Source organism: Bacillus sp. FJAT-29937, assembly GCF_001509555.1.
GTDB lineage: Bacteria > Bacillota > Bacilli > Bacillales > Cytobacillaceae > Cytobacillus.
Genome location: NZ_LMAS01000003.1, coordinates 469769 through 493438 on the forward strand (window position 1 = coordinate 469769; position 23670 = coordinate 493438).

Consider the following 23670-nt stretch of genomic DNA (forward strand, 5'->3'; position numbering starts at 1 on the left):
CTTTAGCTTTTTGTTATTATTTTTGCTATTTGTTTAAAGCTCATTCCAGCTTTTAATTCATACGACCCAAGCTGGAGTCTCTTACTATAGCCATTTTCCTCAAGGTATGTTTCAAACTGTTCTGCATCGTCGATAATTTTTTCTTTTTCGAGCAATGAGGCAATATCGTGAGAAACCATCCCGCTGATTATTTCTAGTGTATAGGCGGTAATGATTTCTTCGGTTTTTGGAGTTAAGGCTGGCGGTTTCTGTGGTGTTTCTTCTGTCTTAGGCTCGACCTTGTTTGCGTTCTCCATATCTTTATACTTTTCTTTTGTTAAAATAATATATCCATTTCTTTCTAATAAAAGTTTTGCATCTTTAATATCCATGCGATTATTTTCTTTCATTACAGAAAAATAAAATAAGCCGATTATACAAACGGCAACTAGGATTCCAAAAGCGAAGGCACGAGTATTTCTCTTGTTCATGTCTTATCCTCTTCCGATCTTTTCAGCTAGGATTGATTCAACTTCATCCGGTGTTAAGGATGATTGCTTTGCAATTTGATCTACTGTCAGTCCCTGCTGAACTAAGGACCAGACCTGATTCTTGATAATATCATGAATTTCCTTCTTCTCATATGAAAGAGGATGAGGGCGTATAGTAGAAACCGATTGAAATTCAATATCGTTAACAAGCAGTTCTTCCTCAAGAACCTTTAATTTTTTCTTAATGATATACATATCTTGAATTTGCTTTATTGATAGCTGATCGATTTCTTCACGAATAATCTTATACGGATCCTTCATAAAGAATGAGCATATTAGCAGAATAATAGCAAAGGCAAGCAAGCCAATCATTACATATTCCAATTAAGTCACCTCAATTTTTGTTCTGCCAATATTTTATCATTTATAGTGACAAATTTCGATTTGATTTGTTAATAGGAACAAGGAATTATGTTTTTTTGTCGGATTCTAATCGGATGTATGAAGGAGTTTTTGTCGAAAAAATCTTATTTGCTTGTAAAAGAAACGAAGGAAAAATTTTTCTTAGTTAACAAATGCAAGCAGAGAAACAAAACGCAAATTACGACAATTTCCGTTCATTGTGGGAGTGAGTTTTCAGTGATAACATATAGAAATAAGGAATAAATTTACTCTACTACTCATATATATTTGTTTTCTCGCAGGTGGAGCATGAGGTGCATCATGACTGAAAGATCCTTTCATTTTAAAATGATTTCCAACAGCCTTTATTATGTATCATGGGATATTTCTTTTCCTATACGAAATCTTGTTGAATGTTATTTCAACAAATCCTTCTCTAAATTGACTAAGACTATTCGTCTTTATAATGCCGCAAATGGCATTAGAGGAAGAGAGGTATATGAACAAGAAATGATCATTAGGGGGAATCAATCACAAAGAATAGTGGAAGGGCTTACAAATCATCAAAGTTATTATGCTGAAGTCGGGATCAAGCTAACAAGCCATCATTTCTTTCCCATCATACGATCTAATATCATTGCCAGCGATACGCAGAAAAGCGGTTGTGAACTTCATAGGGCTTCCACTGAACCTCCCGATCTATTTTATCCTTGGTCCAAACTGGTTAGCACCTATACGTACTATGGGCCAAATAATCGGAATGAGGACTTTTCCTGGAAGGATAAACAAACCGTTGCCTATGAAAATAATAAATTCGAGCTTTCTTATGTTAAGAATAGTTCAAGGGAAATAGACCATTCACGAATAATGGTTAAAAACAATGAAAAACGAAGAATTCTAATTCTATCATGGGAATATCCTCCCCACCTTGTTGGCGGCTTATCGAGACATGTCCAAGGACTTGCCGACTGTCTTCAAAAAATGGACATAGAAGTGCATGTCATTACTTCAAACCCAAATGGAGCGGCAGAGGAGGAAATGATTGATGGTGTTTGGATACATCGTGTAGTCCCATTAAATGAGCAGGATGAAGGTTTTCTTAGCTGGATAGGCGGATTAAACTTAGCCATGCTGAATAAAGCATTGGCGATGGATAAAATTCACCGCTTTCACTTGATTCACGCACATGATTGGCTTGTCGGGGCAGGTGCTATTGTCTTAAGAAATACCATTCGCATTCCTTTAATTGTAACTATACATGCAACGGAATATGGAAGAAATAGCGGCATCTATACTGAACTTCAAACATTTATTCACGAGAAGGAACAACAATTAATAACGCAGGCGGATTCAGTTATAGTTTGCAGTGAATATATGAAACGAGAGCTTAACCAGGTGTTTTGTGTACCAAGCGAAAAGAAACTTCATATAATCCCAAATGGGACAGCTGCAAAACCTGTGAAAAACGACTTGAAGGCATTAGAAGGGTTGCCGATTCAAAAAAATAAACGTCTGATCTTTTCGATTGGACGAATTGTTAAGGAAAAAGGGTTTGACACCATTTTAGAAGCGGCCCAAAAAATGAAAAGTCATTTTCCAGATGTCTATTTCATAATTGCCGGGAAAGGCCCCTTGCTTGATCAATACCGGAGGATGGCCGAAAGATTACAGCTGCAAAATCAGCTTTTCTTTGTTGACTATGTATCTGATGAGCAAAAGTCTGCATTGTATAACATTTGCAGCATCGCTGTTTTTCCAAGCCGTTATGAACCCTTTGGAATCGTTGCGCTAGAAGCGATGCAAGCGGGAAAGCCGACAATTGTTTCGAATACAGGCGGATTAAAAGAAATCGTTCAGCATAAAAAATCAGGAATGCTCATGACACCGGGAAGTTCAGAAAGCTTAATCGAGCAAATTAAGTATCTGTTAGAAAATGCATCCGATGCAGAGCAAATCGGACGATCCGGAAAAAAACGGGTCGAGGTCATTTTTAGCTGGGATAGAATGGCTGAAGAAACCGTTAAAGTATATGAAGAATTACTTATTCATAATGATTAATCTGTTCACAATTTATGCGGAGGTGAAATGAATATGAAAATAAAAACTTGGATTCAACCAAAAGCTACAGAGGACAACGTATTTTCGAAAAAAGAAGGGATTGAAGTCATTCCCGGGATCTGGGTTGATGGAAAGACATATTGGCTGACACCAGGGGTAGAATCAATGATTGCAGAAGAAGGTTTGTCAGTTCATTTACAACAAGAGGAGGGTTCAACTAAGGTACAATTATATAATGTTAGCGTTACGAACTTTCGTGAACGTCATCTGAATGTTAAACTGCTTATTCAAAATAGACATTTTCAAAGCAGTAATCGATTCAAACATTTATTCGAAGATCATGAGCATTTTTCATTTATTTCACCTTCTGAGAAGGTTATTTTCCACTTAGATAACGAACAAGTGCATCTTGCCAATGGTTATTGCCAAGGTAAAACTTTCAGGGCTAGCACCATCCAATCCATTAGGAATGTCTTTACTGATCAATTTTGGGCTTGTCCTACAACCGGCAAGCTTCAATATAATCCGATGGCGAATGGCGATGCAGTCAGTTTATTTCTTTATGATTGTTATTTCAAGGGGAAGCAAACCATTGAAGGGAAATCATGGGTAATTAGCGGGATCAATGAGACAGACCTAGTAAAATTAAACGAATCTCTTTTAAAAACAGACTAGCATTTACATTTGAAAAGTGATATTATAAAAAAGTCGTATGAACGAACTAGTTTAGACATAGTTTGGAGGGAAATTACATGCGTGTGAATATTACGTTAGCTTGCACAGAATGCGGAGATCGTAACTATATTTCTAAAAAAAATAAAAGAAACAATCCAGATCGTCTTGAGCTTAAAAAATACTGCCCAAGAGAAAAGCGTTCTACTACACATCGTGAGACAAAATAAGCAGTGGGGTGATTCCTACTGCTTTTTTTGTTGTTTACAAATTCATAATTAGGGGGCTTTGAAATGATGGAAGATAAGAAGAAACTGCGAAAAGAAATAATGGAAAAGCTTTCAATGATAAACAAACCTCAATATGAACAGTTTTCCTATCAAATTGCTAATCAGCTTTATCAGGATATATATTGGCAGGAAGCTGAAACTGTTGGGATCACCATTTCAAAGCAGCCAGAGGTAGATACATATCAAATTATTAGAAAGGCTTGGGAAGAGGGAAAGCGGCTTGTCGTTCCGAAATGCCTGCCTAAGACGAGGGAATTGGTATTCCGCACTTTGCATCGGTTTGATCAATTAGAATCGGTCTACTATGGGTTACTAGAGCCTATTGAAGCAGAAACAGATGAAGTGTCGCCGAATGAAATAGATTTAATTATTGTTCCAGGCTTAGCCTTTACAGAGAATGGCTATAGACTCGGATTTGGCGGAGGCTATTATGACCGGTTCTTAACAAAATATAATGGCCATACACTTTCACTTGCCTTTCATGATCAAATTGTGGCAAACCTTCCAGTTGAGGCACATGATATCCCTGTCAGCAAAATAATTACGGACGAAGAGGTTAAGTGTGTAAATGAATGACGCAAGCTTTCTGTTTCTATTTATAGCCGCTACTGCGATTTGCGGATACTATTTTAGATTGTTAACTAGATCAGGCAGTATAGCTGCGTTTATAGCTGGTCTAATTATTGGACTTGGCTTCAGTGTTAAAGGCTTGCTTGTGCTCGGCTTCTTTTTTGCCAGCTCAAGCCTATGGTCTAAATTTAAAAAAAGAAACAAAATGAAAATTGAGCAAAAGCATGAAAAAGGCTCCCGCAGAGATTGGGTACAAGTTGCAGCAAATGGAGGCACAGCTGCCCTTTTCAGCATACTTTATCTAGCTTACCCTCAAGAAATCTGGTTTTATGGCTTTGCCATTTCTATAGCTGCGGCTAATTCCGATACATGGGCGTCTGAAATAGGTTCTTTAAGCAAACAAGCACCTATTTTTATTCGTTCAATGAAACAGGTTGAACCAGGTACTTCGGGCGCCGTTAGCCCTCTTGGGACCTTTGCTGCTCTGTGTGGGGCTTTGACAGTGGCGGCCCTTTGTTTTTATTTATTTCCTATTTCATTTAGTGGGCTCCTGATTATTTCCATATTTGGCTTTGTTGGGAATATTATTGATACGATGTTTGGGGCTTATATCCAAGTAGTCTTTCAGTGCAAAATTTGCGGGGCTGAAATAGAAGCAAGTACTCATTGCGGGAAAAGAACTATTTACAAAAGGGGGCTTATTATGATGAATAATGATATTGTCAATTTTTCATCGGGTTTTCTAGCTGCCTTATTAGGATTACTTTTCCTCTTATTAGTTTGAACCATAAATGGATAAAATTTATATATTCATCTCAAACTAAAATGAGGAGGGATGAATATGGGTCGTATCATATCAATCATTATGATTGGAGTTAGCGGATATTTTATTTTTCAAAATCGCTACCGGGCGATGAATATGTTATTTAGAAATGCTTTATTGCGCCGAATTTTCGTCAATTCCATCATGGGGCTTCCAGGAGTGAAAGATCGGTTAATGAAATCGGTATTCCCGGCAGGACCTGCTGAAACACATTAGAAAAGACCTTCCTGAGGTCTTTTTCTTTTGCGTTTAAAGGAGTTATTGCCTATAGTAAAAATGAGGTTCAGTTTTTTATGCTATGTCATATTACATGTATATACAAAGTTTAGAAAAGAGAGTAGGGGGAACCCCGGTGAATTTACAAGAAGATTATTGGTTCTGGAAGCTTGCCCATTACTTTATTTCGGAACAAAACTATCGCATTGTTCAATTAGCTGAGCAGCATCAAGAATTATGGCTGGAAAGAATGGAGAATAAAGAGGCTCAAGTAATAAGATTGCTCAAGTATAATTTAGATTGGAGCAATTGGATGCAGAAGGACATTGAGCACACTGCGATGAATGGAGAAAGAATTCGAAAGCAGCTTATGCGCAGTGACATGAATGTCATTAATTTATACATCTCCGCCTATCCGCCAGTAGATGATTACGAATTTAGAATTGAAAAGTCATTTATTCTAGCAGACAAAGAAAAAACAAAGGTTACCTCGATCATTTTTGACCGGTCCCATTATGAAGGAAGCTTAATAAAGCTTAACAGTATATTTCAAGGGATACATTCAATATCCATTAACAGTGAGGACTATACGGAGAGGAATATTGAAGAACTGAAGCTTGCGGCGTTATCTGAAGCATCTAACCGGCATAAGAAGGAACAGGCCCTATTTCAATATGGAAAGCCTTTTTTTACATATATATTTATCATTATTCAAGTAGCTATGTTTCTCCTATTGGAATGGAAGGGCGGAAGTACGAACACATCTACACTTATTGAATATGGTGCTAAGTTTAACCCCCTTATTCTTGAAGGTGAATGGTGGCGGTTTTTCACACCAATTATTCTGCATATAGGGCTTCTGCATTTATTAATGAATACACTTGCGCTCTATTATTTAGGAACGACAGTGGAAAGAATATATGGCAATGCCCGCTTTCTATTCATCTATTTGCTCGCTGGATTTTTCGGATCCTTATTAAGCTTTGTTTTCAGTCCTAATTTATCAGCAGGCGCAAGTGGTGCGATCTTTGGCTGCATTGGGGCCCTGCTGTACTTTGGCGTTATTTATCCAAAGCTATTCTTTCGAACGATGGGTTTAAATATTATCGTTATACTAGGAATCAATCTTGTTTTTGGTTTTACGATGCCAAGCATCGATAATGCGGGTCATATTGGCGGATTAATCGGTGGATTTTTGGCAACTGGAATTGTTCATTTTCCGAAGAAAAAAAGGCTGCTTATTCAAGGAGCTTCTATCATTATTGCAACTGTATCTATTGTAGGATTGTTGAAATATGGCTTTAATGAGCCAAGCAGAGTAGTAAATGAACATTCTATCTTAGTCTTGTCACAGGAATATATGAAAACAGAGGAGTATGATAAAGTTGTAACCATACTTCAGAATTACGCTGATGAAAATTCAGCTTCTGCAGAGGTTTATTTCCGACTCTCTTTTGCAGAAATAAAGACAAACGAAATACAGAAAGCAAAGGAGCATTTGCACCTTGCAATAGAAAAACGTAAAGACTTTCATGAGGCTTATTTTTATTTAGCCCTTCTATATGCGCAGGAGGGAGATTTAATCGAAGCGCATAAGTTTGCAAGTATAGCAGCCGAGTTAATGCCTGATCAACAGGATTATCAGAAATTACTGCAGCAGATTAATGAGCATGTAAAGTAAATAGAAAGAAATTTTAAGGATATGAGGGACAAGAATGAAAACGATTTATGATATTCAGCAATTCCTGAAAAAATTTGGCACATTTATTTATGTAGGGGATAGGATAGCTGATTTGGAACTGATGGAAGCGGAAATAAAGGAACTTTATCAAGCGCAGCTAATCGAGACGAAGGATTATCAAATGGCAATTTTATTATTAAGACATGAGATCCAGCATCTTAAAGACAAGGGATAAATCTTATGTTAAGAAAAAAGTGTTCGTTCCTTTGCGAATGCTTTTTTTTATTTTATTCAGAATAAGAAAGATGGGACTTCCTTAGTGTGGACCAGTATTATTAATAATAAAAAATAAAAACAATGGACTATGACGAATTGATCATTTTTGGAAAAACGGACAAACACGAAACTTTTGGAGGTTTAAAACGTCTAATATATTGGGTAAAGAGTAGTCTACAATTATATAAAAATATGTTTAAGCCTTATTTGATTTTATGTAAAAAAAGAGTTAAGATAAGGTTTGATTTAAAACATCTATCCTAAAATTGTAAAAAAAATCAAAAAATTTCCATATCTGTTCCAAAAAAACAGGGAGGGTAACACTGACTATGAAGAATTTCAAATGGTCAAAGATATCGCTTGTTGGAATGGCGATTGTGCTGCTTTGGCTAAAAACGTATATTACCTATAAAACTAGCTTCGATATTAAAATAGAAAATTGGAAGCAAGAATTTATTTTGTTTATCAACCCACTCAGTTTCTTGCTCTTTATTTTGGGCATTAGCTTATTTCTGAAGGAAAAGAACCGAAGTCGATATATACTTTTCACAAGCTTTGCCATTTCAGCGGTATTGTTTGCTAATGTAGTCTTTTATCGATTCTTTAATGACTTCTTAACGATTCCTGTCCTTTTTCAAACAAGCAATATGAGTGATCTTGGCAGCAGTGTAAATGAATTGCTTAGCTTTACTGATCTACTGTATTTTGCGGATTTTATTATTCTGGCATTAATTGTTATCCTCAAACCAGCATTTATTTCATATAGAGAATTCTCTAAAGTGGACCGAAGAGCGTTTTTCTTAGTAGCAGCTGCCATTGCCTTTTTTAATCTTGGACTTTCTGAGACGGAGCGTCCTCAGCTGCTTACACGTACATTTGACCGTGAAATGCTTGTCAAAAATATTGGGACATATAATTATCATATTTATGATATGTTCCTTCAATCAAAGTCATCTGCACAAAGAGCATTAGCTGACGGCAGTGAGTTAGTTGATATTGATAACTATATCCATGCGAACTACAAAAAACCGGACGATGAAATGTTTGGGATTGCCAAAAATAAAAATGTCATTTTAATTTCTATGGAGTCAACACAAAGCTTTGTTATTAATGAAAAGGTGAACGGACAAGAAATTACGCCGTTTTTAAATGAATTTATTAAGGATAGTTATTATTTTGAGAACTTCTATCACCAGACTGCTCAAGGAAAAACTTCAGACTCGGAGTTTATCGTAGAGAACTCTCTTTATCCATTAAGCCGAGGAGCAGTATTCTTTACACATTCCGGGAATGAATATACGGCGACACCTGATATTTTAAGCGATAATGGCTATTTCACTGCATCGTTGCACGCGAACAATAAAAGTTTTTGGAACAGGGATATTATGTACCAATCATTAGGATATGACCGTTTCTATTCCTTGCCTGATTATGAAGTTACGGAAGAGAACTCTGTAGGCTGGGGAATGAAGGATATTGATTTCTTTGAACAATCAATCCAGCATTTAAAGGAAATGCCAAAGCCGTTTTACGCTAAATTTATTACGTTAACGAATCACTTCCCATTTGATTTAGGTGAAGAGGATAAATTTATTGAACCGTATACGTCAAATAATAAAACAGTTAATAATTACTTTCCAACTGTTAGATACACAGATGAGGCTTTAAAGTTATTTATTGAAAGGCTGAAAGAAGAGGGCTTGTATGATGATTCGATCATCATTCTTTATGGAGACCATTATGGCATTTCGGAAAACCATAATAAAACAATGGGTGAGTTTTTGGGAACGGAAGTAACTCCATTTGTCAGTACACAGCTCCAAAGAGTTCCATTCATCATCCATATTCCTGGTCAGAAAGGCAAAACATTATCCATTGTCTCTGGGCAAATTGATGTTAAGCCAACGATTCTTCATTTATTAGGAATTAACACGAAAAATAATATCGATTTTGGTTCAGATTTATTCTCTGAAGATAAATTGGAATTTACTGTCTTAAGGGATGGGAGTTTTATTACAAAAGATTATATTTACACTCGTGAAACTTGCTATGATAAGAATACAGGAGAGCCAACAGATAATAGCGCCTGTGAACCATATATAGAAAAAGCAAAAAATGAGCTAGAATACTCCGACAAGATTATATATGGTGACTTGTTAAGATTCTATGAGGATAAAGAGCTTATGGGCTCAAATTTTTATGAAAATGAAATACTGATCAATGCTGAATAAACTGAAAAAGTCTGCAATTATATAATTGCAGGCTTTTTTGTTCCCTTTGCATTTTTTTCAGCCGACATTCATAAAAATGAATGGATAAGGGAGGTAATTTAAATGAAAGTTAAAGTACGTGCTGGAGATACACTATGGTATTATAGCCGCCTTTTCATGGTTCCTCTGAATTTATTAGCAGATTCAAATCCTTCGATTAATCCAAACTCCTTAAACATAGGACAGGACATCCAGATTCCAGGCTTTAAAGCAGTTCCATATAAACTTAAGAATGGGGATACCTTTTGGAAGCTAAGTCAGGCCAGGCATCTGTCCGTTGATGCTTTACTTCTAGTGAATCCAAATACAAACCCAAACCATCTTCAAGCAGGGGAAACGATATTCATCCCATCAAGGGTGATCACACCCGTTGTCAATGGGAAAAGGAATTATAATTTTGATGCTTTATCTGAAGATATTCGAAGCTTACAAACAATCTATCCTTTCATAAAGATAAACATAATAGGCAACACTGTACTAGGGAAGCCGATTCAAGAGATTCGATTAGGAAAAGGAACCAAAAAGGTTCATTTTAATGCTTCTTTTCATGCTAATGAATGGATTACCTCGGGTATCTTAATGTCATTATTGAATCATTTTCTATTATCATTAACAAATGTGAAACCCATACGAGGGCTCCAGACGATGCCTTTATACGAGTCAGTAGATCTTTCCATTGTACCTATGGTAAATGCGGATGGGGTAAATTTAGTGATAAATGGCCCTACAGAGAATGTAAGAGAGCAAGTTATTAGAATCAATCGGGGAAGCTCCAATTTTAGCGGCTGGAAAGCAAATATTAGAGGTGTTGATTTAAATGATCAATTTCCCGCAAAATGGGAGACAGAAAAGGAAAGGTCCCCTGAAAAGTCCCCAGCCCCTAGAGATTATCCCGGTACTGCCCCATTAACTGAGCCCGAGGCCATTGCGATGGCAGAACTAACAAGATCGAGACAATTTAACCGTGTGCTTGCCTTTCATACACAAGGCGAGGAGTTTTATTGGGGATATGAAGGGATGGAACCCCCAGAATCAAGTGTATTGGCAAGAGAGTTTGCTAGAGTGAGCGGATATAGGTCAGTTCAATATATCGAAAGCTATGCAGGCTATAAAGATTGGTTCATTAAAGAATTTCGCCGTCCTGGTTTTACCATTGAGCTCGGAAAGGGAATAAACCCCTTGCCTTTATCCCAATTTGATGAAATATTTGAAGAAGTGCTTGGTATTTACCTAGCAGCCTTATACATGTAAAATGAATGATAAAAGCCGTTTTTCGGCTTTTTCTTTTAATAAGGAATAGCCATATGAAACATTTTAGATTATATTCCGTATTACTACGTATAGGGTAAAAGGGGGGAGGATTTGGTACGAAAATTTAATAGCAGTGGCGTATTGTTTTATTTATTGTGTTTTCTCCTCCTCTATTTATTAGTTGGGTGTCAGCCCAAGGATGAAACCGGGATACAGCCAATTCTGAAGCATAGTCAAACATTACATAAGGCTGCGATTCCTCCTTCTTTTTTGTTAAATGAAGTCCAAGCCCCTATTCCAATTCAAAGAGGGCAATTTAATTCAATAAATGGCTGGTTAAATCATGAAACGATTATTTATATGACAAATGTAGAGCTTGGGACAAATATATATACCTACAATATTTTTACTGGTGAAAATCAATTGCTATTGGAAAGCGAGGCACCTATATCATCAGTAATGGCAAGTCCTTCCGGCGATTATGTGCTGATTCATTCCGCTCCCAATTCATATGAAGGGATCATTACGATTGTCGATACGAATGGGAATGAAATGGTGAATAAACGGATAAGTGCATTTGAATTTCATTTCGAATGGAATCCTTATGATGAAGACAAGATTCTTATTTCGTCATTTACAGAGGGCTGGGACTATTCAATATACTTGCTGTCCATAAAGAACAGCATATTGGATGAGATTGAAAATAAGGAACCATTCGTAAATTGGTTTGCTAAAGATGAAATTATTTACTTAAACTGGAGTCAAAATGATCTATCTCTCTTTGCTCCTCTCGTCAAAAGAAACATAAATGAGCCAAATGAAAAGTTTTTGCTTAATGAAATATATTATATAAAGACAATGAAGGATTTATTGATGACTATTACGGTCAACACAGAAAATAGCCATGAAGCAAAATACAACTTTTTTTCTAAGGGGCTTGAGAGGGTAGCCTCCATTTCTGTACCGCATTTAACACGTTATTCCGACTGGCTTGTACCTTACTTTGACTTTGACCAAAAGCGCTTTATTTCATTACAGCCTCTTTTCAGTACAGATGCGGATACGTATACGAATGGATTTCAGCTTATTTCATTTGATATCGTAAATGGGGATAAAAAAGTTATTATCGATAACATGAATAATGAGCCATTGAGCTGTGCGCCAAGTGGAGAGTATTGCTTGTATGGGTTCTATTTCGAAAAGCTGATTAATTTGGAAACAAAAACAATCATTCCGCTTGTAAATGACTTTTAAAAGGAAAAAAAGACTGTCCATGCAAAATGGACAGTCTTTCTTGAAAAATTAGTGCACAGCAGGGTATCCACTGTTAATTAGTGTTAATAGAGCAAATCCGCCGAAAACAACAAATGAGCCAGCACCGAAAACGATACCAAGAACATTTTTGTTCTTAAGTGCGCTTAATGTTCCAAAAGCTGCAAGAACGGCAACCAATGCAAAAATAATGACTAGTCCCATAATCAATAGCCTCCTTTTAATGATCAACAGCAGGCAAATGCCTAGAAAAACTCGTTCGTAAAACATGTATGTAACTTATTTTTACATTCGTATTATATTTTATATTTTTTTCCTCTGTTTGTCGAGTTCAAAAAATGACACTTCTATGTCGTAGGCATTGGCTATCCCCTTTACTAAATCTTTTAGATGATGTTCCACGAAATAAATAGCGGCATTTTCAATCTCTGTTTTAAAAATCAAATGCTCCTCAAGCTGAAATAGAGCCATTTGAATCGCTTCGTTTGCACCTCCGCTTATTGAAAATCCACAAACCATTTCTTTTAGCAGAAATGTATGAGTGTTTGTGATGAATCCGAAATCTGTAAAGGTGTCTCCTATTACACCGGGGGGTGATAGGATAAGCTCAAACTGATTCTCAAATAGCCCGGCTTCGAGTAATAAATTCTTTGTTTCAGCAGCATCCTTTTCTGATTCATAAATAAATATTGTTTCAAAAAAGTCAAAAATATTTGTGTCATTAAGGATAAGAGCTTTAAAGTCTGGTACTTCTTCCATAATAATATTTGCTTCAACCGCATAAAATATGTTCATTTTATTCTCCTTTGTTAGGATTGCTTTAAATATATTTTCAGAACGTTTCCTTTAATAGTTCAATCCATATGGTGTAGAATAGAGCTTAATTAAGCTTTTTTTGGAGGTGTTAATATTGGAATGGAATCAGCTTCCACTAGGTCCATTACAAACGAATTGCTACATATTGTCAAAGGAAAATAATACTTGCTTAATTTTCGATCCTGGCGAGGAAAGTGATAAGCTAAGCAGCTATATTCAGAAAGCGAATTTAAAGCCGCTCGCGATTATTCTGACTCATGCCCACTTTGACCATATTGGAGCAGTTGATGATATTAGAGAGGAATATAATATTCCGGTATATATTCATGAAAAAGAGGCTGATTGGCTTCTTGACCCGGCTTTAAATGGGTCCTCGCGTTATGAAATGATACCAGATATTAGCGGAAAGCCTGCGGATGTTATAATCAAAAATGAACAAGAGATTACGATGGGGGATTTTACCCTCCAAATTTATGAAACTCCAGGACATTCACCAGGGAGCATTTCTATTTATGTGAAGGATTCAGGCTTAGTCGTTGCAGGCGACTCATTGTTTAATGGAAGCATTGGGCGGACAGACCTGCCTGGCGGAAATCATCAGCAGCTATTAAATAGCATACATAATAAATTATTAGTGTTGCCAGAAGAAACGATCGTTCTTCCAGGTCATGGACCTGCAACTACAATCGGGCAAGAGATGGATTCAAATCCATTTTTAAATGGCTTTTAACATTTGATTGTGGAAAAGGCGGATTAAATAGAAAAGCCCTTCTCAAATGAGAAGGGCTTTTCTGGGGGATGTTCTATTCATATAATGGGAGGGGATATAGTTAAGCTACTTAATTTACAATATAATAAAGTTAACATCGTGTCAATAGTGTTAACTTAAAAAAAGGAGTATATATGATAAATTTTTTAAAAGAGTTCATATTGAGCCAGCCATTAAAAATGATTACATATGCGGAATACATGGAAGTGGCACTTTATCACAACGAGCACGGCTATTATATGAGAGAAAAGGAAAAGATTGGCCGAAAAGGGGATTTCATCACATCAAGCAATATATCTGACTTTTACGGTAAATCTATTGCAAAATGGTATTTTAAGCAAATGAATGAATGGAAGCTTGCCCCGGCCATATGTGAGATTGGAGCAGGTACAGGCCGATTTGCTAAAGCATTTATTGAGGAATGGAATCGCCTTTCACCGGTGCCGATTCATTATTATATTTTGGAAGCAAGTCCGTATCATCGAAAGGTGCAGCAAGAAATACTAAGCTTTAACGATTATGTAAAACAAATTGAAGATTTAGAAGAAATTCATCCATTTGAGGGTTTAATCTTTTCAAATGAATTGTTTGATGCTCTTCCTGTTCATGTTATCGAAAACCATAATGGACAATTGGTCGAGCTGATGATTGGCCTAAATGATGATCAGTTAGTTGAAATACCAGTACCATTGGAAAATGAGAAAATAATGACCTTTATGAAAAGCAGCGGATTAAAATTAAAAAATAACCAAAGAATTGAAATTCCTTTATTAATGGAGGAGGTCATCAGCAGCATCGCTCATACGCTTTCAAAAGGATTGGTTCTCACTGTTGACTACGGGTATACGAACGAAGAGTGGCTGGAGCGAAGAGGCGGAAGTCTTCGAGGATATTATCAGCATCAGCAATTTAATGATGTTCTTGTTTATCCAGGAGAGATGGATATGACAAGTCATGTTCATTTTGATTCTCTCATCCGGATTGGGAATCAATTAGGCTTGGATTTTCAGCAGAAATGGAGACAGGATGAATTCTTATTAACTACAGGTTTATTAGAGGAATTACAGAATCATTATGACCCCGACCCTTTTTCAGAAGTAAGTAAAAAAAATCGAGCGATTCGGAGCCTTATTATGCCATCAGGAATTAGCGGATCATTTCATGTAATTTTGCAGAAAAAAGGAATGGAATAAAAATAAAAAAGCGATGTGAGCATCGCTTTTTTATTATGTAGGTATAATTCTTAATGGCCGCTTACTCCTGGTGTCATCATAAAGGTTGACCAGTAAGTGAAGCCAACAAAGAACACGGTTAAATATGCGGCAAAAACATACATATACATACGCTCTGAAAGCTTTAAATAGCTTAAAAGCAGGAAAAATCCTGTTTGGCCGAAGAAGATTAAAGATGTTGTATACATGTCGCCTACGAAGAACATGACTGCAAAAATCCCTGTCCAGAATCCTAATACTCTGTACATACGATCCATATGTATCCCTCCTTTTACCATCACAAGTACATCATTACATATTATAAGTTATTCCCAACTTAAAAGTAAACCACTCTTTATGAATATTGTTTCACTAGGATACAGGCGGAGTGCGACGGATCATGCTTCCGCCTAACCCTTGAACTATTATTTCACTATTTTGTAACAATTGCATGATAAGAACATGTTTCACAGCCATTAAGCATATTTGCCTTTTCAATTAATTCTACAGAACCAAATAATGCTTCAAACATCCCTTTAAGAAATTCTGAATGCATACTGCAAACTGACTCTGAATAATCTTCTGCCACTTCTTTAAATGGACAGTTAAAGATTTGAAAATAAATTTTTGAATCGTCTTCATTTGCTTCAAATTCTGGATGGAAGCCTGACATGATCGCTGCATTTTTAATAATATTTAATTTTTGTTCGAATGAAAGCGACTCATTAAATTGAGCAGAGCGGTTCGTTTCTTGCTCTATTAATTCTTGTCCGAACTTTTTACCCGTATCGTATAAAGCTTGTTTAGCAGCATCACCAAGTGAGAGCAATGATTGCATGGCAATCTTTGAAAGGAGCTGGTAGTCGCGATACGGAAAATGAAGCTGTATCACATCATCTGATAAACGGTAAAGTCTGCTTGGACGCCCGCCTTTTCCGGTTTTTTGCGTCTCAGATACAAGCATATTCACATCCTCTAGCTTTGAAAGATGAAGCCTGGCAACGTTTGGATGAATATTAAAGTTATCTGCGATTTCCTGGACCGTGACTTCCTTATGTCTTTTCGTAATGTATTGATAAATATAATAACGTGTTGGATCTGATAAAACATTTGTAATTTTTAAAGTTTGTTCCACGTAACTCACCTCAGAACGATATTGATCCCATTATAATACAGTTTTCCAGAGTTAACACTGTATTCACTATAAGTTTATAAAATGTTCACAAATATCAAGCGTGTGTTTTAGCCGCAAATTATGATTGAACATAGTCTTTAGGATAGAGGTTTAATTATTAGTGTTGGAAATATTATTTTTTTTCATGCGAAAAATTTGTCAAAATTAAAAGGGAAATATATAATAAGGTCGAATATGTCTTTAGTGACAATTCGAAATTTTATAAATTCCAAAGGTGGTGTAATGTTCAGTTGAACATGATCGAAAAATTAGCAGAAAAAATAATTAAGGATGCAGTGCGAAATCAAGCCTCAGACATTCATATTGTCCCCCGCAGACAAGATACACTTATTCAATGGCGCCTCGCAAATAAACTTGTACCAAGACTCTATCTCCCTAAAGAAGAATGCGACAGACTGATCTCCCATTTTAAATTCACCGCATCTATGGATATTGGCGAAAAAAGACGGCCGCAAAGCGGAGCCTATTCTTACGTAATTGATGGACAAATAATTGGATTGCGTTTCTCCACTCTCCCATCAAGCCACAACGAAAGCCTTGTTATACGAATCCTTCCTCAGCAAGAACAAATTCCTTTTTTTCAAATTTCCTTATTTCCAGCCATGACCCGTAAAATGCTCGCCCTACTCAAACATGCCCACGGATTAATCATATTCACAGGCCCGACTGGATCAGGTAAGACCACAACGTTATATTCCCTATTGAATGAGACCTCCCACATGTTTAACCGCAATGTCATTACATTAGAAGACCCAATAGAAAAAGAACATGATATGGTTCTTCAAGTACAGGTCAATGAAAAGGCCGGTGTTTCTTATGCCGCTGGATTAAAGGCCATCTTGAGGCATGACCCCGACATCATTATGGTTGGAGAAATAAGAGATGCGGAAACCGCAAAAATTGCTGTACGAGCAGCGCTGACGGGACATTTAGTGCTTTCCACGATGCATACAAGAGACGCAAAAGGTGCCATTTACAGGTTAAATGAATTTGGGGTCAATTGGGTAGAAATAGAACAAACACTTGTTGCTGTAACCGCGCAGAGGCTAGTCGAATTGACTTGTCCATTTTGCCAAAGGGAATGTTCACCCTACTGCTTTAGTTATGGAAGATGGAAGAGAGCAAGTGTTTTTGAACTCCTTGCAGGGCGCGCTTTACATGCAGCAATGATGGAAGCGAAAGGCGAATACATGGATGTAGATTATTTTACATTGAAAGAGGTCATCAAGAAGGGAATTGCTCTAGGCTATATTAAAGAAACAGAATATGATCGGTGGGTGCTTGATCATGCGGAGGCATAAGTGGAGTCTTCAGGAACAAAGCCATTTTCTTAAAAGAACAGGGGAGCTTCTTTCAAGAGGCTACCCCTTATCCGAAGCAATAGAATCTATTCTGTTTCAGCTTCCGCATAGAAAGAAAAAGGAGGTAGGTGAGTGTTTATCCGACTTAAGAGAGGGTTATCCATTTTACCAAATATTATCAAAGCTTCAGTTTAACAGACATCTGATTGGCTATGTCTTTTTCGCGGAGCAGCATGGCGGTTTGGCCAAGGCATTCCAAGAAGGCAGTGAAATGATGCTAAAAAGAGACAAGGATTTCGAAAAACTGAAAAAACTGCTTGTTTATCCCGTATTATTAATTTTTATTACGTTAGTGTTGTTCATCTTTGTTGACTATATGATTCTTCCTAGATTCTCCTCCTTATTTTCTTCAATGAAGCTAAAGCCAAACTTTTTTATGAAGGCAGTCACCATGTTTAGTAATGTCATGCCTTTCTTCTTCGGTTTCTGTACTGTTTTCTTAATTGTTTTATTCGGCTACTACCTTTTACAATTCCGGAAACACTCTCAAGTTAAGCAAAAGAGTATACTCGTTTCAATTCCTGTGGTGGGTCCTTTTTTAAAATTATTTTATTCACATTATTTTTCGATTCAAATTAGTTATTTATTATCGGGTGGTTTGTCGATTCACGAGGCATTAAGGATGTTTGAGAAAAATGAAAAACAGCCCCTTTATCAAGAGCTGGGGGCTAATATTATCGATAATCTTCGAAGGGGGGAGAGGCTTGAGGATATACTACTGGGCTATTCTTTTTTAGAAATAGAGCTTCCTCATATCATTAGGCATGGCCAGAAAAACGGGAAGCTCGATCAGGAGCTGGCTTTCTTTAGCAAGCATTGCTTAACGTTAATTGAAGAGCGTTCGGAAAAATTGCTAAAAACTATTCAGCCGATTTTATATTCTGTTATTGGTGTCATGATTGTGTTTATGTACTTAGCAGTGCTATTACCAATGTTTCATTTACTGGAGGGATTTTAATATGAAATTTTTGAAAAACGAAAAAGCTTTTACACTGATTGAAATGATGATCGTTCTCCTTGTAATTTCTGTTCTGCTCATTATTACGATACCAAATATCACGAAGCATAATTCTAAAATCAACAGCAAAGGGTGTGAGGCATTTGTCAAAATGGTACAAGCCCAGGCTCAGGCATATGAAATTGAAAATAAAAAGCCGCCTGCTGATATTGATGCACTAGTAGCTGCTGAATATCTTAATGAGAATGAAACATCATGTCCAAATGGAACAGCTATAGTGATTTCAGCAGATGGAAAAGTGTCACCTGCTAAAAAAGAGGAGTCTTAAGTTTTATGTTAAGAAAACAAGGAGGCTTCACTTTAATAGAGTCTTTATTTGTCTTAAGTGTCTTTCTCATTATCGCCTCCGTACCTGCCTTTCTTTTAAAGCCGCATTTTATCTCCTTTGAAAAAGAAAAGTTCATTTCACAATTGAAAGCAGATCTTTACTATGCTCAACAGTATGCTCTTGCCCATCATATTGATGTGTATGTCCATGTTCTTCCAGAAGCAAAAAGGTACGTCATACATGAAAAGCTAAGTTCTAACTATTTGATTGAAAGAGAAATACCAGAAAGCATTACAGTAGAAGAGGAAAATATGAAGCTCTACTTTTATTTTCAGTCAGACGGGAATATTAATAGATTTGGTTCTTTTAATATTTATGCAGGCAAGGAGAAATATCGGTTTACGTTTTATATTGGAAAGGGAAGATTTTATGTTGCAAAAGAATAAAGGGTTCTTTTTGCCTGAGATGCTATTAACTCTCTCAGCATGGCTTGTGATTGCAACGATATTTATTCCGTTAATAATGAATTTAGTCGATCAATCTGTTCAGCTTCGGCAGGAATTTGACAGCACGAACGCTTTATATGAGACATTGCTAAAGGCTCAAAAGGAGGGAGTGCTGCCTCAAACACAAATGATGACGATTAATCAAACTGTTTATGAAATATATGAAGGGACTTCGGGGGGAAACGCAGGACAGGAGGTTTGCATTAAATATGAGAATGTATTCAAAAAGCTGCAGTCGAAATGTGAAATATATGAATAATAAAGGCTTCACAATGTTGGAAATGTTATATGCCTTTTCCATTTTTCTGCTTGTCGTTTCATTTTTTCCACTTTTCTTTAAGTATATTATGGGAGATGAACAGTTTGAAACTAGGCTTAACAGAATGGAATGGCATGTATTTGTCAATCAAATAAAGAAGGAGCTTCGATTAGCAGATGAAATAAAAGTTTCTGATAACAGACTAGTATTAACAAAGCATGGTCAAACAATACTGTATGAGAAACATGGAACTAATTTGCGAAGACGGGTTGATTTCAAAGGGCATGAAATCATTCTTCAGCAAGTAGATTCATTCCGATTTTCTCCGATTCAAGATGGAGCCAAGCTGACTTTATCCGACCTTTATGGCCAAAATTACTCCGTATTATTATATTCCTTCGTAAGTTTGGATGAACATTATGCTTCGGAATGAAAAGGGATTTACGTACCCGCTTACTTTTTCAATTATCCTGCTCGTTGCCTTGCTCCTTACTATGCATATTGAATTTTATTTATCAGAGCTTCGTTTTTTACAAGAATCAGAGGCGCTTTTGAAACAAGAGTATTATTTATTAAGCTCGATGAAACGGATGGAAGACATTCTAATAGCAGAGGATGAAGATCAATACTCTGGGGTATTTTCCTATTCAGATGGAGATGTCCGTTATGAAACAGCTAAAGTAACTGATACTTTGATGATGTCAACATTTAATTTACGCATGGGAACAAATATTGAAATGCTAGCCTACGGGTATTTTGATACGAAGGAAGGCAAGATGATTAAGTGGCTAGAAAGAAATTGAATGGCTTTGCTCAGATGATGGATGTTGAATAAATATGTTATGGAAGGGACATACTCGATTAGGAAAGCTATTAAATAATTTGAGCAGGGTGCTGCAATGAAATCAAATGACTATGTAAAGTACATTACCGAAACTGTTGTAAAGTATATTGATCAGCCAAAAGACGAGCGCAAGAAAAGCAAATTAGAAAAGAAGGACATTAAAGAGCCGTTTTTATATCGGTGGTTTGGATTGATTCCATATATCCTCTACTATAATTTGAAGAGGAAGAAAGAGAATAAATATGAAAAGAAACCGTTCAAAATTTGAGCGGTTTCTTTTTGGGTGGCTCTGTTAATGTCGATTGTTGATTTCCGTTCCAGGCACTTCGCTTTCCGCGGGCGGCCGTCGAGCCTCCTCGCCACTTCGTGTCTGCGGGGTCTCGCCTGACTCGCTTCTCCCGCAGGAGTCTTCGTGCCTTCCACTGCAATCAACATGTGGTCAAAATCAATATTATTATTTAACACAGTCTTTTAATTATACAGCCTGATCCGTTAAATAAAACAATCCTCCGTTTATGATGGAGATCTTCACTTTGGGCTCATATTGTTCCTTTAAGGCCGTTTTTTCAATTTCGTAGCTTTCATCTTTTTCTTCTGCCTCTTCATAAAAGTGCTCCAGTAGCTTTAAGTCCTTGTCCCAGCGTTCTCTAGCTTTATCAGCCCAAGAGTGATCCTCTTGTTCAATTTGATTTTTAAGGAAATTTTCCACTCTGGTGATCCCGCTTTTTGGCATGATTAGAGGAGAGAGTGTAAATGAATAGTCTGGGATTTTTGGTGTAAGCTGTAATTGAAGCAGCCTGTCATGAAAATTTTCAACCATTTGTCCATTTATTAATTGAAGTCCAATTGATTTAAATATATCTCTTTTGCGGTCACATTCATACGAAATGCGGACATTCATACCAAGCCAAGGTCTCAAGGGGATTTGCTGCCCCGGTGGCTGATGATGTTTTTCATACAATCGAATATAACCTGCTAAGCTTTTTGTTGACTGAAAAATTTGGTGCAGACGCGGCGAGCCAAAGTGAATACTTTCTCCTTTTGTTTGCTCCGGTGCAAGCTGCTGGTTGGTTATAAATGTAAGCTTCATCGGATTAGGCACTCCTCCGGTTTTCTCCAGATAATGCCAGTAGAAAGGTCTATTCATAAGCTCTTTATCCAGCTCAATCGTTAGTTGAACAGTCATATAACCTTGCCTATTTTCTGCAATCTCACAGCCGTTTGCATGGAAGTATTTTTCAAGAAATTTATGAATTTCTTGCTGCTGCATTTTTTTCACCCTCCCGCATTTCTTCAGCAAATTGAATCATCGATGATAAATTCTCCATTTTAATTCTCATTTCGCCCTCTGAAGCGGATTTGCCAAATATATCAATAATGTGATCCTCGATATTCCCGAAATCAAGCTTAGTTAGAATATCGTCTAAATCCCCAATCACCTTTTCGAAAAGATTTATTTTTTCGTACAACAGCTTTAAGACGTGCTCCTCAACAGTATCCTTTGTAGCAAAATTATAAATCATTACATCCTTTTCCTGTCCAAGACGGTGAATACGCCCAATTCTTTGCTCAAGCTTCATTGGGTTCCATGGCAAGTCAAAATTAATGATGTGATTACAAAACTGAAGGTTAATCCCTTCCCCACCGGCTTCCGTTGCAATCAGCACCTGTGCGTTTTTTTGAAAAAGTTCACGCATCCAATCTTTCTTGCCTCTTTTAAACCCTCCTCGAAAAGGGACTGAGGTAATGCCATACTGCTTAAGAAACCATTGAAGATACATTTGTGTTGCCCGATATTCGGTGAAAATAATGACTTTATCGTTAATTTGCTGAATTAATTCAAGTGCCTTTTCCGCCTTAGAGTTTTTTTGTACGGCTTCAACCTTCGTAACTAAAAATTGAATCTGCTTTTGATAAGCTGCAGTTGGCTCCTCTTGTCTTTCCAGCATGTTTTTTAAAGTATAGTAAACTGCTTCACGGCTGCTGCAAGCCTCGCGCTGCAAAGTCATCACAGAAAATTGGCTGGAGCTTGCCCAATCACTATCTCTCCGCATGTTAGTGACTGCCTCATAAAGCTCCCTTTCTTCTTTTGAAAATTCAATAGGAATCGTTTCGACCACTCGTTTTGTCCACTCGATGCCTGTATCTGCACGCCTGTTGCGAATCATTACTTTATTAACTAATTCCTTTAAATGCTCATCATCATCTAAGTTCCGAGCATCCTTACTATATTTTTGATAAAAGGCAGATTCATTTCCTAAATGACCGGGCTTTAATAAAGATACAAGGTTAAAAATTTCACTGATCCGATTTTGAATGGGTGTAGCTGTTAAAAGTAAACAAAACTTCTTTTTTAAATTTTGTACAAACTCATAGTTCTTCGTTTTATTGTTTTTGAGCTTATGAGCTTCATCGATAATGATTAAATCATAATCTTGTTTATAAATAATATCTTTGTGAGGATTTCGCTTAGCTGTATCAATTGATGATACAACTACATCACACTGCTCCCAAACATAGCTTTTCCTCTGTGTAATTGCTGGAATAAAAAACTTTGTGTTCAACTCTATCGCCCATTGGGTTACAAGAGAGGCCGGCACAAGGATTAACACCTTTTTCACTAAGCCGCGTATCATGTATTCTTTTAATATTAATCCCGCTTCAATTGTTTTCCCTAAACCCACTTCATCTGCAAGAATGGCTTTGCCGTTCATATTTTCCACCACTTGCTTTGCAACCTCCAGTTGGTGCGGCAATGGTGTCAGACCCGACAGGTGCTTAGGTGCCTGCAGACCCTCGAATTCAGGAATCGTTGTATGATTCTCTACTTCTATTGCTAGTTTATAGAGTTCCCAGTTCCCCCAAGGACCGTCCTGCTCGATTCTAGACAAAAAGTCCTCCTGCCATGAGGAATCAAATTCAATTTTTACTGTCATAAAACTTCTCCTTTTAAAGCTGTCTAGCTTTAGCGTCAACTTTCAGGGACGCTTCCGCATTTCTTTTAACGAGAAAAATATTACCCATTGCTCAAATAGGTTTCTAATGGTAGGATAATAATAGCTTTGAAAGTTTTGAAATTTGCCACAACCACTCTGTTTATCGAACGATGTAATCAAAGGATTAGATATCATTTTGGTTTGAATGCTAAGCCTATTTTATGGAGCGCATTTGC

General features: G+C 36.9%; 29 protein-coding genes. 21 read left to right on the plus strand and 8 right to left on the minus strand.

The window, feature by feature from the left end; genetic code table 11:
• Positions 1-2: 2 nt before the first annotated feature.
• Entirely contained in the window at positions 3-470 is a 468-nt protein-coding gene (locus AR328_RS08565; RefSeq protein ID WP_066293477.1) for an endolytic transglycosylase MltG, read from the minus strand.
• A gap of 3 nt (positions 471-473) precedes the next feature.
• Positions 474-854: a hypothetical protein gene (locus tag AR328_RS08570; protein WP_066293479.1), complete on the minus strand. Its 381-nt coding sequence runs from the start codon at positions 852-854 to the stop codon at positions 474-476.
• A gap of 339 nt (positions 855-1193) precedes the next feature.
• Between AR328_RS08570 and AR328_RS08575 the strand changes: the two genes are divergently transcribed.
• The 11 genes from AR328_RS08575 (at position 1194) to AR328_RS08625 (ending at position 12233) form a co-directional block, all read left to right on the plus strand.
• Positions 1194-2930, plus strand: coding sequence for a glycosyltransferase (locus tag AR328_RS08575; protein ID WP_231734781.1), 1737 nt, complete (start codon positions 1194-1196; stop codon positions 2928-2930).
• Between the two features lie 33 nt (positions 2931-2963).
• Positions 2964-3605, plus strand: a complete 642-nt coding sequence (locus AR328_RS08580) for a hypothetical protein (RefSeq protein ID WP_066293485.1) — start codon at positions 2964-2966, stop codon at positions 3603-3605.
• A gap of 77 nt (positions 3606-3682) precedes the next feature.
• Positions 3683-3832 carry a 50S ribosomal protein L33 gene (gene rpmG, locus AR328_RS08585; protein ID WP_057771568.1) on the plus strand — a complete coding sequence of 50 codons (150 nt, stop codon included), beginning with the start codon at positions 3683-3685 and terminating at the stop codon, positions 3830-3832.
• A 63-nt stretch (positions 3833-3895) separates the two neighbouring features.
• On the plus strand, positions 3896-4468 hold the full coding sequence (locus AR328_RS08590) for a 5-formyltetrahydrofolate cyclo-ligase (RefSeq protein WP_066293493.1): 573 nt from the start codon (positions 3896-3898) through the stop codon (positions 4466-4468).
• Positions 4461-5246 carry a DUF92 domain-containing protein gene (locus AR328_RS08595; protein ID WP_066293495.1) on the plus strand — a complete coding sequence of 262 codons (786 nt, stop codon included), beginning with the start codon at positions 4461-4463 and terminating at the stop codon, positions 5244-5246. Before AR328_RS08590 ends, AR328_RS08595 begins: the two co-directional genes overlap by 8 nt.
• A 57-nt stretch (positions 5247-5303) precedes the next feature.
• Positions 5304-5501, plus strand: coding sequence for a sodium:proton antiporter (locus AR328_RS08600; RefSeq protein ID WP_066293497.1), 198 nt, complete (start codon positions 5304-5306; stop codon positions 5499-5501).
• A gap of 136 nt (positions 5502-5637) precedes the next feature.
• Positions 5638-7182, plus strand: coding sequence for a rhomboid family protein (locus AR328_RS08605; RefSeq protein ID WP_066293500.1), 1545 nt, complete (start codon positions 5638-5640; stop codon positions 7180-7182).
• A gap of 34 nt (positions 7183-7216) precedes the next feature.
• Entirely contained in the window at positions 7217-7417 is a 201-nt protein-coding gene (locus tag AR328_RS08610) for a YqgQ family protein (RefSeq protein WP_066293502.1), read from the plus strand.
• Positions 7418-7787: 370 nt separating this feature from the next.
• Positions 7788-9689 (plus strand): LTA synthase family protein, encoded by a 1902-nt coding sequence (locus tag AR328_RS08615; protein ID WP_066293504.1) that lies wholly within the window; start codon positions 7788-7790, stop codon positions 9687-9689.
• A 102-nt stretch (positions 9690-9791) separates the two neighbouring features.
• Positions 9792-10979 carry a M14 family metallopeptidase gene (locus AR328_RS08620; RefSeq protein WP_066293514.1) on the plus strand — a complete coding sequence of 396 codons (1188 nt, stop codon included), beginning with the start codon at positions 9792-9794 and terminating at the stop codon, positions 10977-10979.
• A 111-nt stretch (positions 10980-11090) separates the two neighbouring features.
• Complete coding sequence (locus AR328_RS08625) at positions 11091-12233, plus strand: hypothetical protein (protein ID WP_066293517.1); 1143 nt, start codon at positions 11091-11093, stop codon at positions 12231-12233.
• 48 nt (positions 12234-12281) lie between these two features.
• Here the strand turns inward: AR328_RS08625 and AR328_RS22185 are convergent, their stop codons facing one another.
• Complete coding sequence (locus tag AR328_RS22185; protein WP_082677168.1) at positions 12282-12455, minus strand: DUF2759 domain-containing protein; 174 nt, start codon at positions 12453-12455, stop codon at positions 12282-12284.
• A 99-nt stretch (positions 12456-12554) separates the two neighbouring features.
• On the minus strand, positions 12555-13046 hold the full coding sequence (locus AR328_RS08630; RefSeq protein ID WP_066293521.1) for a hypothetical protein: 492 nt from the start codon (positions 13044-13046) through the stop codon (positions 12555-12557).
• Positions 13047-13161: 115 nt separating this feature from the next.
• Between AR328_RS08630 and AR328_RS08635 the strand changes: the two genes are divergently transcribed.
• Both AR328_RS08635 and AR328_RS08640 read left to right on the plus strand, forming a co-directional pair.
• A complete protein-coding gene (locus tag AR328_RS08635; protein WP_066293524.1) occupies positions 13162-13797 on the plus strand; it encodes an MBL fold metallo-hydrolase in 636 nt (211 codons plus the stop codon).
• A gap of 173 nt (positions 13798-13970) precedes the next feature.
• Positions 13971-15029: a class I SAM-dependent methyltransferase gene (locus AR328_RS08640; RefSeq protein ID WP_066293531.1), complete on the plus strand. Its 1059-nt coding sequence runs from the start codon at positions 13971-13973 to the stop codon at positions 15027-15029.
• Positions 15030-15079: 50 nt separating this feature from the next.
• Here AR328_RS08640 and AR328_RS08645 read toward each other — a convergent pair whose 3' ends face one another.
• Together AR328_RS08645 and AR328_RS08650 are read right to left on the minus strand one after the other, a co-directional pair.
• On the minus strand, positions 15080-15325 hold the full coding sequence (locus AR328_RS08645; protein WP_066293532.1) for a DUF2626 domain-containing protein: 246 nt from the start codon (positions 15323-15325) through the stop codon (positions 15080-15082).
• A 155-nt stretch (positions 15326-15480) separates the two neighbouring features.
• Positions 15481-16182, minus strand: a complete 702-nt coding sequence (locus tag AR328_RS08650; protein ID WP_066293539.1) for a helix-turn-helix transcriptional regulator — start codon at positions 16180-16182, stop codon at positions 15481-15483.
• Positions 16183-16472: 290 nt separating this feature from the next.
• On the opposite strand from AR328_RS08650, the gene comGA reads away from it, so the two are divergent.
• The 8 genes from comGA to AR328_RS08690 all read left to right on the plus strand — a co-directional run bounded on the left by comGA (position 16473) and on the right by AR328_RS08690 (position 20766).
• A complete protein-coding gene (gene comGA, locus AR328_RS08655) occupies positions 16473-17543 on the plus strand; it encodes a competence type IV pilus ATPase ComGA (RefSeq protein ID WP_082677169.1) in 1071 nt (356 codons plus the stop codon).
• Complete coding sequence (comGB, locus tag AR328_RS08660; RefSeq protein WP_066293541.1) at positions 17530-18561, plus strand: competence type IV pilus assembly protein ComGB; 1032 nt, start codon at positions 17530-17532, stop codon at positions 18559-18561. Before comGA ends, comGB begins: the two co-directional genes overlap by 14 nt.
• 1 nt (position 18562) lies before the next feature.
• Complete coding sequence (gene comGC / locus AR328_RS08665) at positions 18563-18889, plus strand: competence type IV pilus major pilin ComGC (RefSeq protein WP_066293544.1); 327 nt, start codon at positions 18563-18565, stop codon at positions 18887-18889.
• Between the two features lie 5 nt (positions 18890-18894).
• Positions 18895-19335 carry a competence type IV pilus minor pilin ComGD gene (comGD, locus tag AR328_RS08670; protein WP_066293547.1) on the plus strand — a complete coding sequence of 147 codons (441 nt, stop codon included), beginning with the start codon at positions 18895-18897 and terminating at the stop codon, positions 19333-19335.
• The gene (locus AR328_RS08675) at positions 19319-19654 is read left to right on the plus strand and encodes a type II secretion system protein (RefSeq protein ID WP_066293549.1); all 336 of its coding nucleotides are present in this window, start codon (positions 19319-19321) and stop codon (positions 19652-19654) included. The genes comGD and AR328_RS08675 overlap by 17 nt, the downstream gene beginning before the upstream one ends.
• Positions 19605-20087 carry a competence type IV pilus minor pilin ComGF gene (gene comGF / locus AR328_RS08680; protein WP_231734782.1) on the plus strand — a complete coding sequence of 161 codons (483 nt, stop codon included), beginning with the start codon at positions 19605-19607 and terminating at the stop codon, positions 20085-20087. The genes AR328_RS08675 and comGF overlap by 50 nt, the downstream gene beginning before the upstream one ends.
• Complete coding sequence (gene comGG, locus AR328_RS08685) at positions 20074-20457, plus strand: competence type IV pilus minor pilin ComGG (RefSeq protein ID WP_066293556.1); 384 nt, start codon at positions 20074-20076, stop codon at positions 20455-20457. Before comGF ends, comGG begins: the two co-directional genes overlap by 14 nt.
• 96 nt (positions 20458-20553) lie before the next feature.
• The gene (locus tag AR328_RS08690; RefSeq protein ID WP_066293561.1) at positions 20554-20766 is read left to right on the plus strand and encodes a YqzE family protein; all 213 of its coding nucleotides are present in this window, start codon (positions 20554-20556) and stop codon (positions 20764-20766) included.
• A gap of 207 nt (positions 20767-20973) precedes the next feature.
• Here the strand turns inward: AR328_RS08690 and AR328_RS08695 are convergent, their stop codons facing one another.
• Positions 20974-21768, minus strand: coding sequence for a YqhG family protein (locus AR328_RS08695; protein WP_066293562.1), 795 nt, complete (start codon positions 21766-21768; stop codon positions 20974-20976).
• The gene (locus AR328_RS08700; protein WP_066293563.1) at positions 21746-23434 is read right to left on the minus strand and encodes a DEAD/DEAH box helicase; all 1689 of its coding nucleotides are present in this window, start codon (positions 23432-23434) and stop codon (positions 21746-21748) included. Before AR328_RS08700 ends, AR328_RS08695 begins: the two co-directional genes overlap by 23 nt.
• Positions 23435-23670 lie beyond the last annotated feature (236 nt).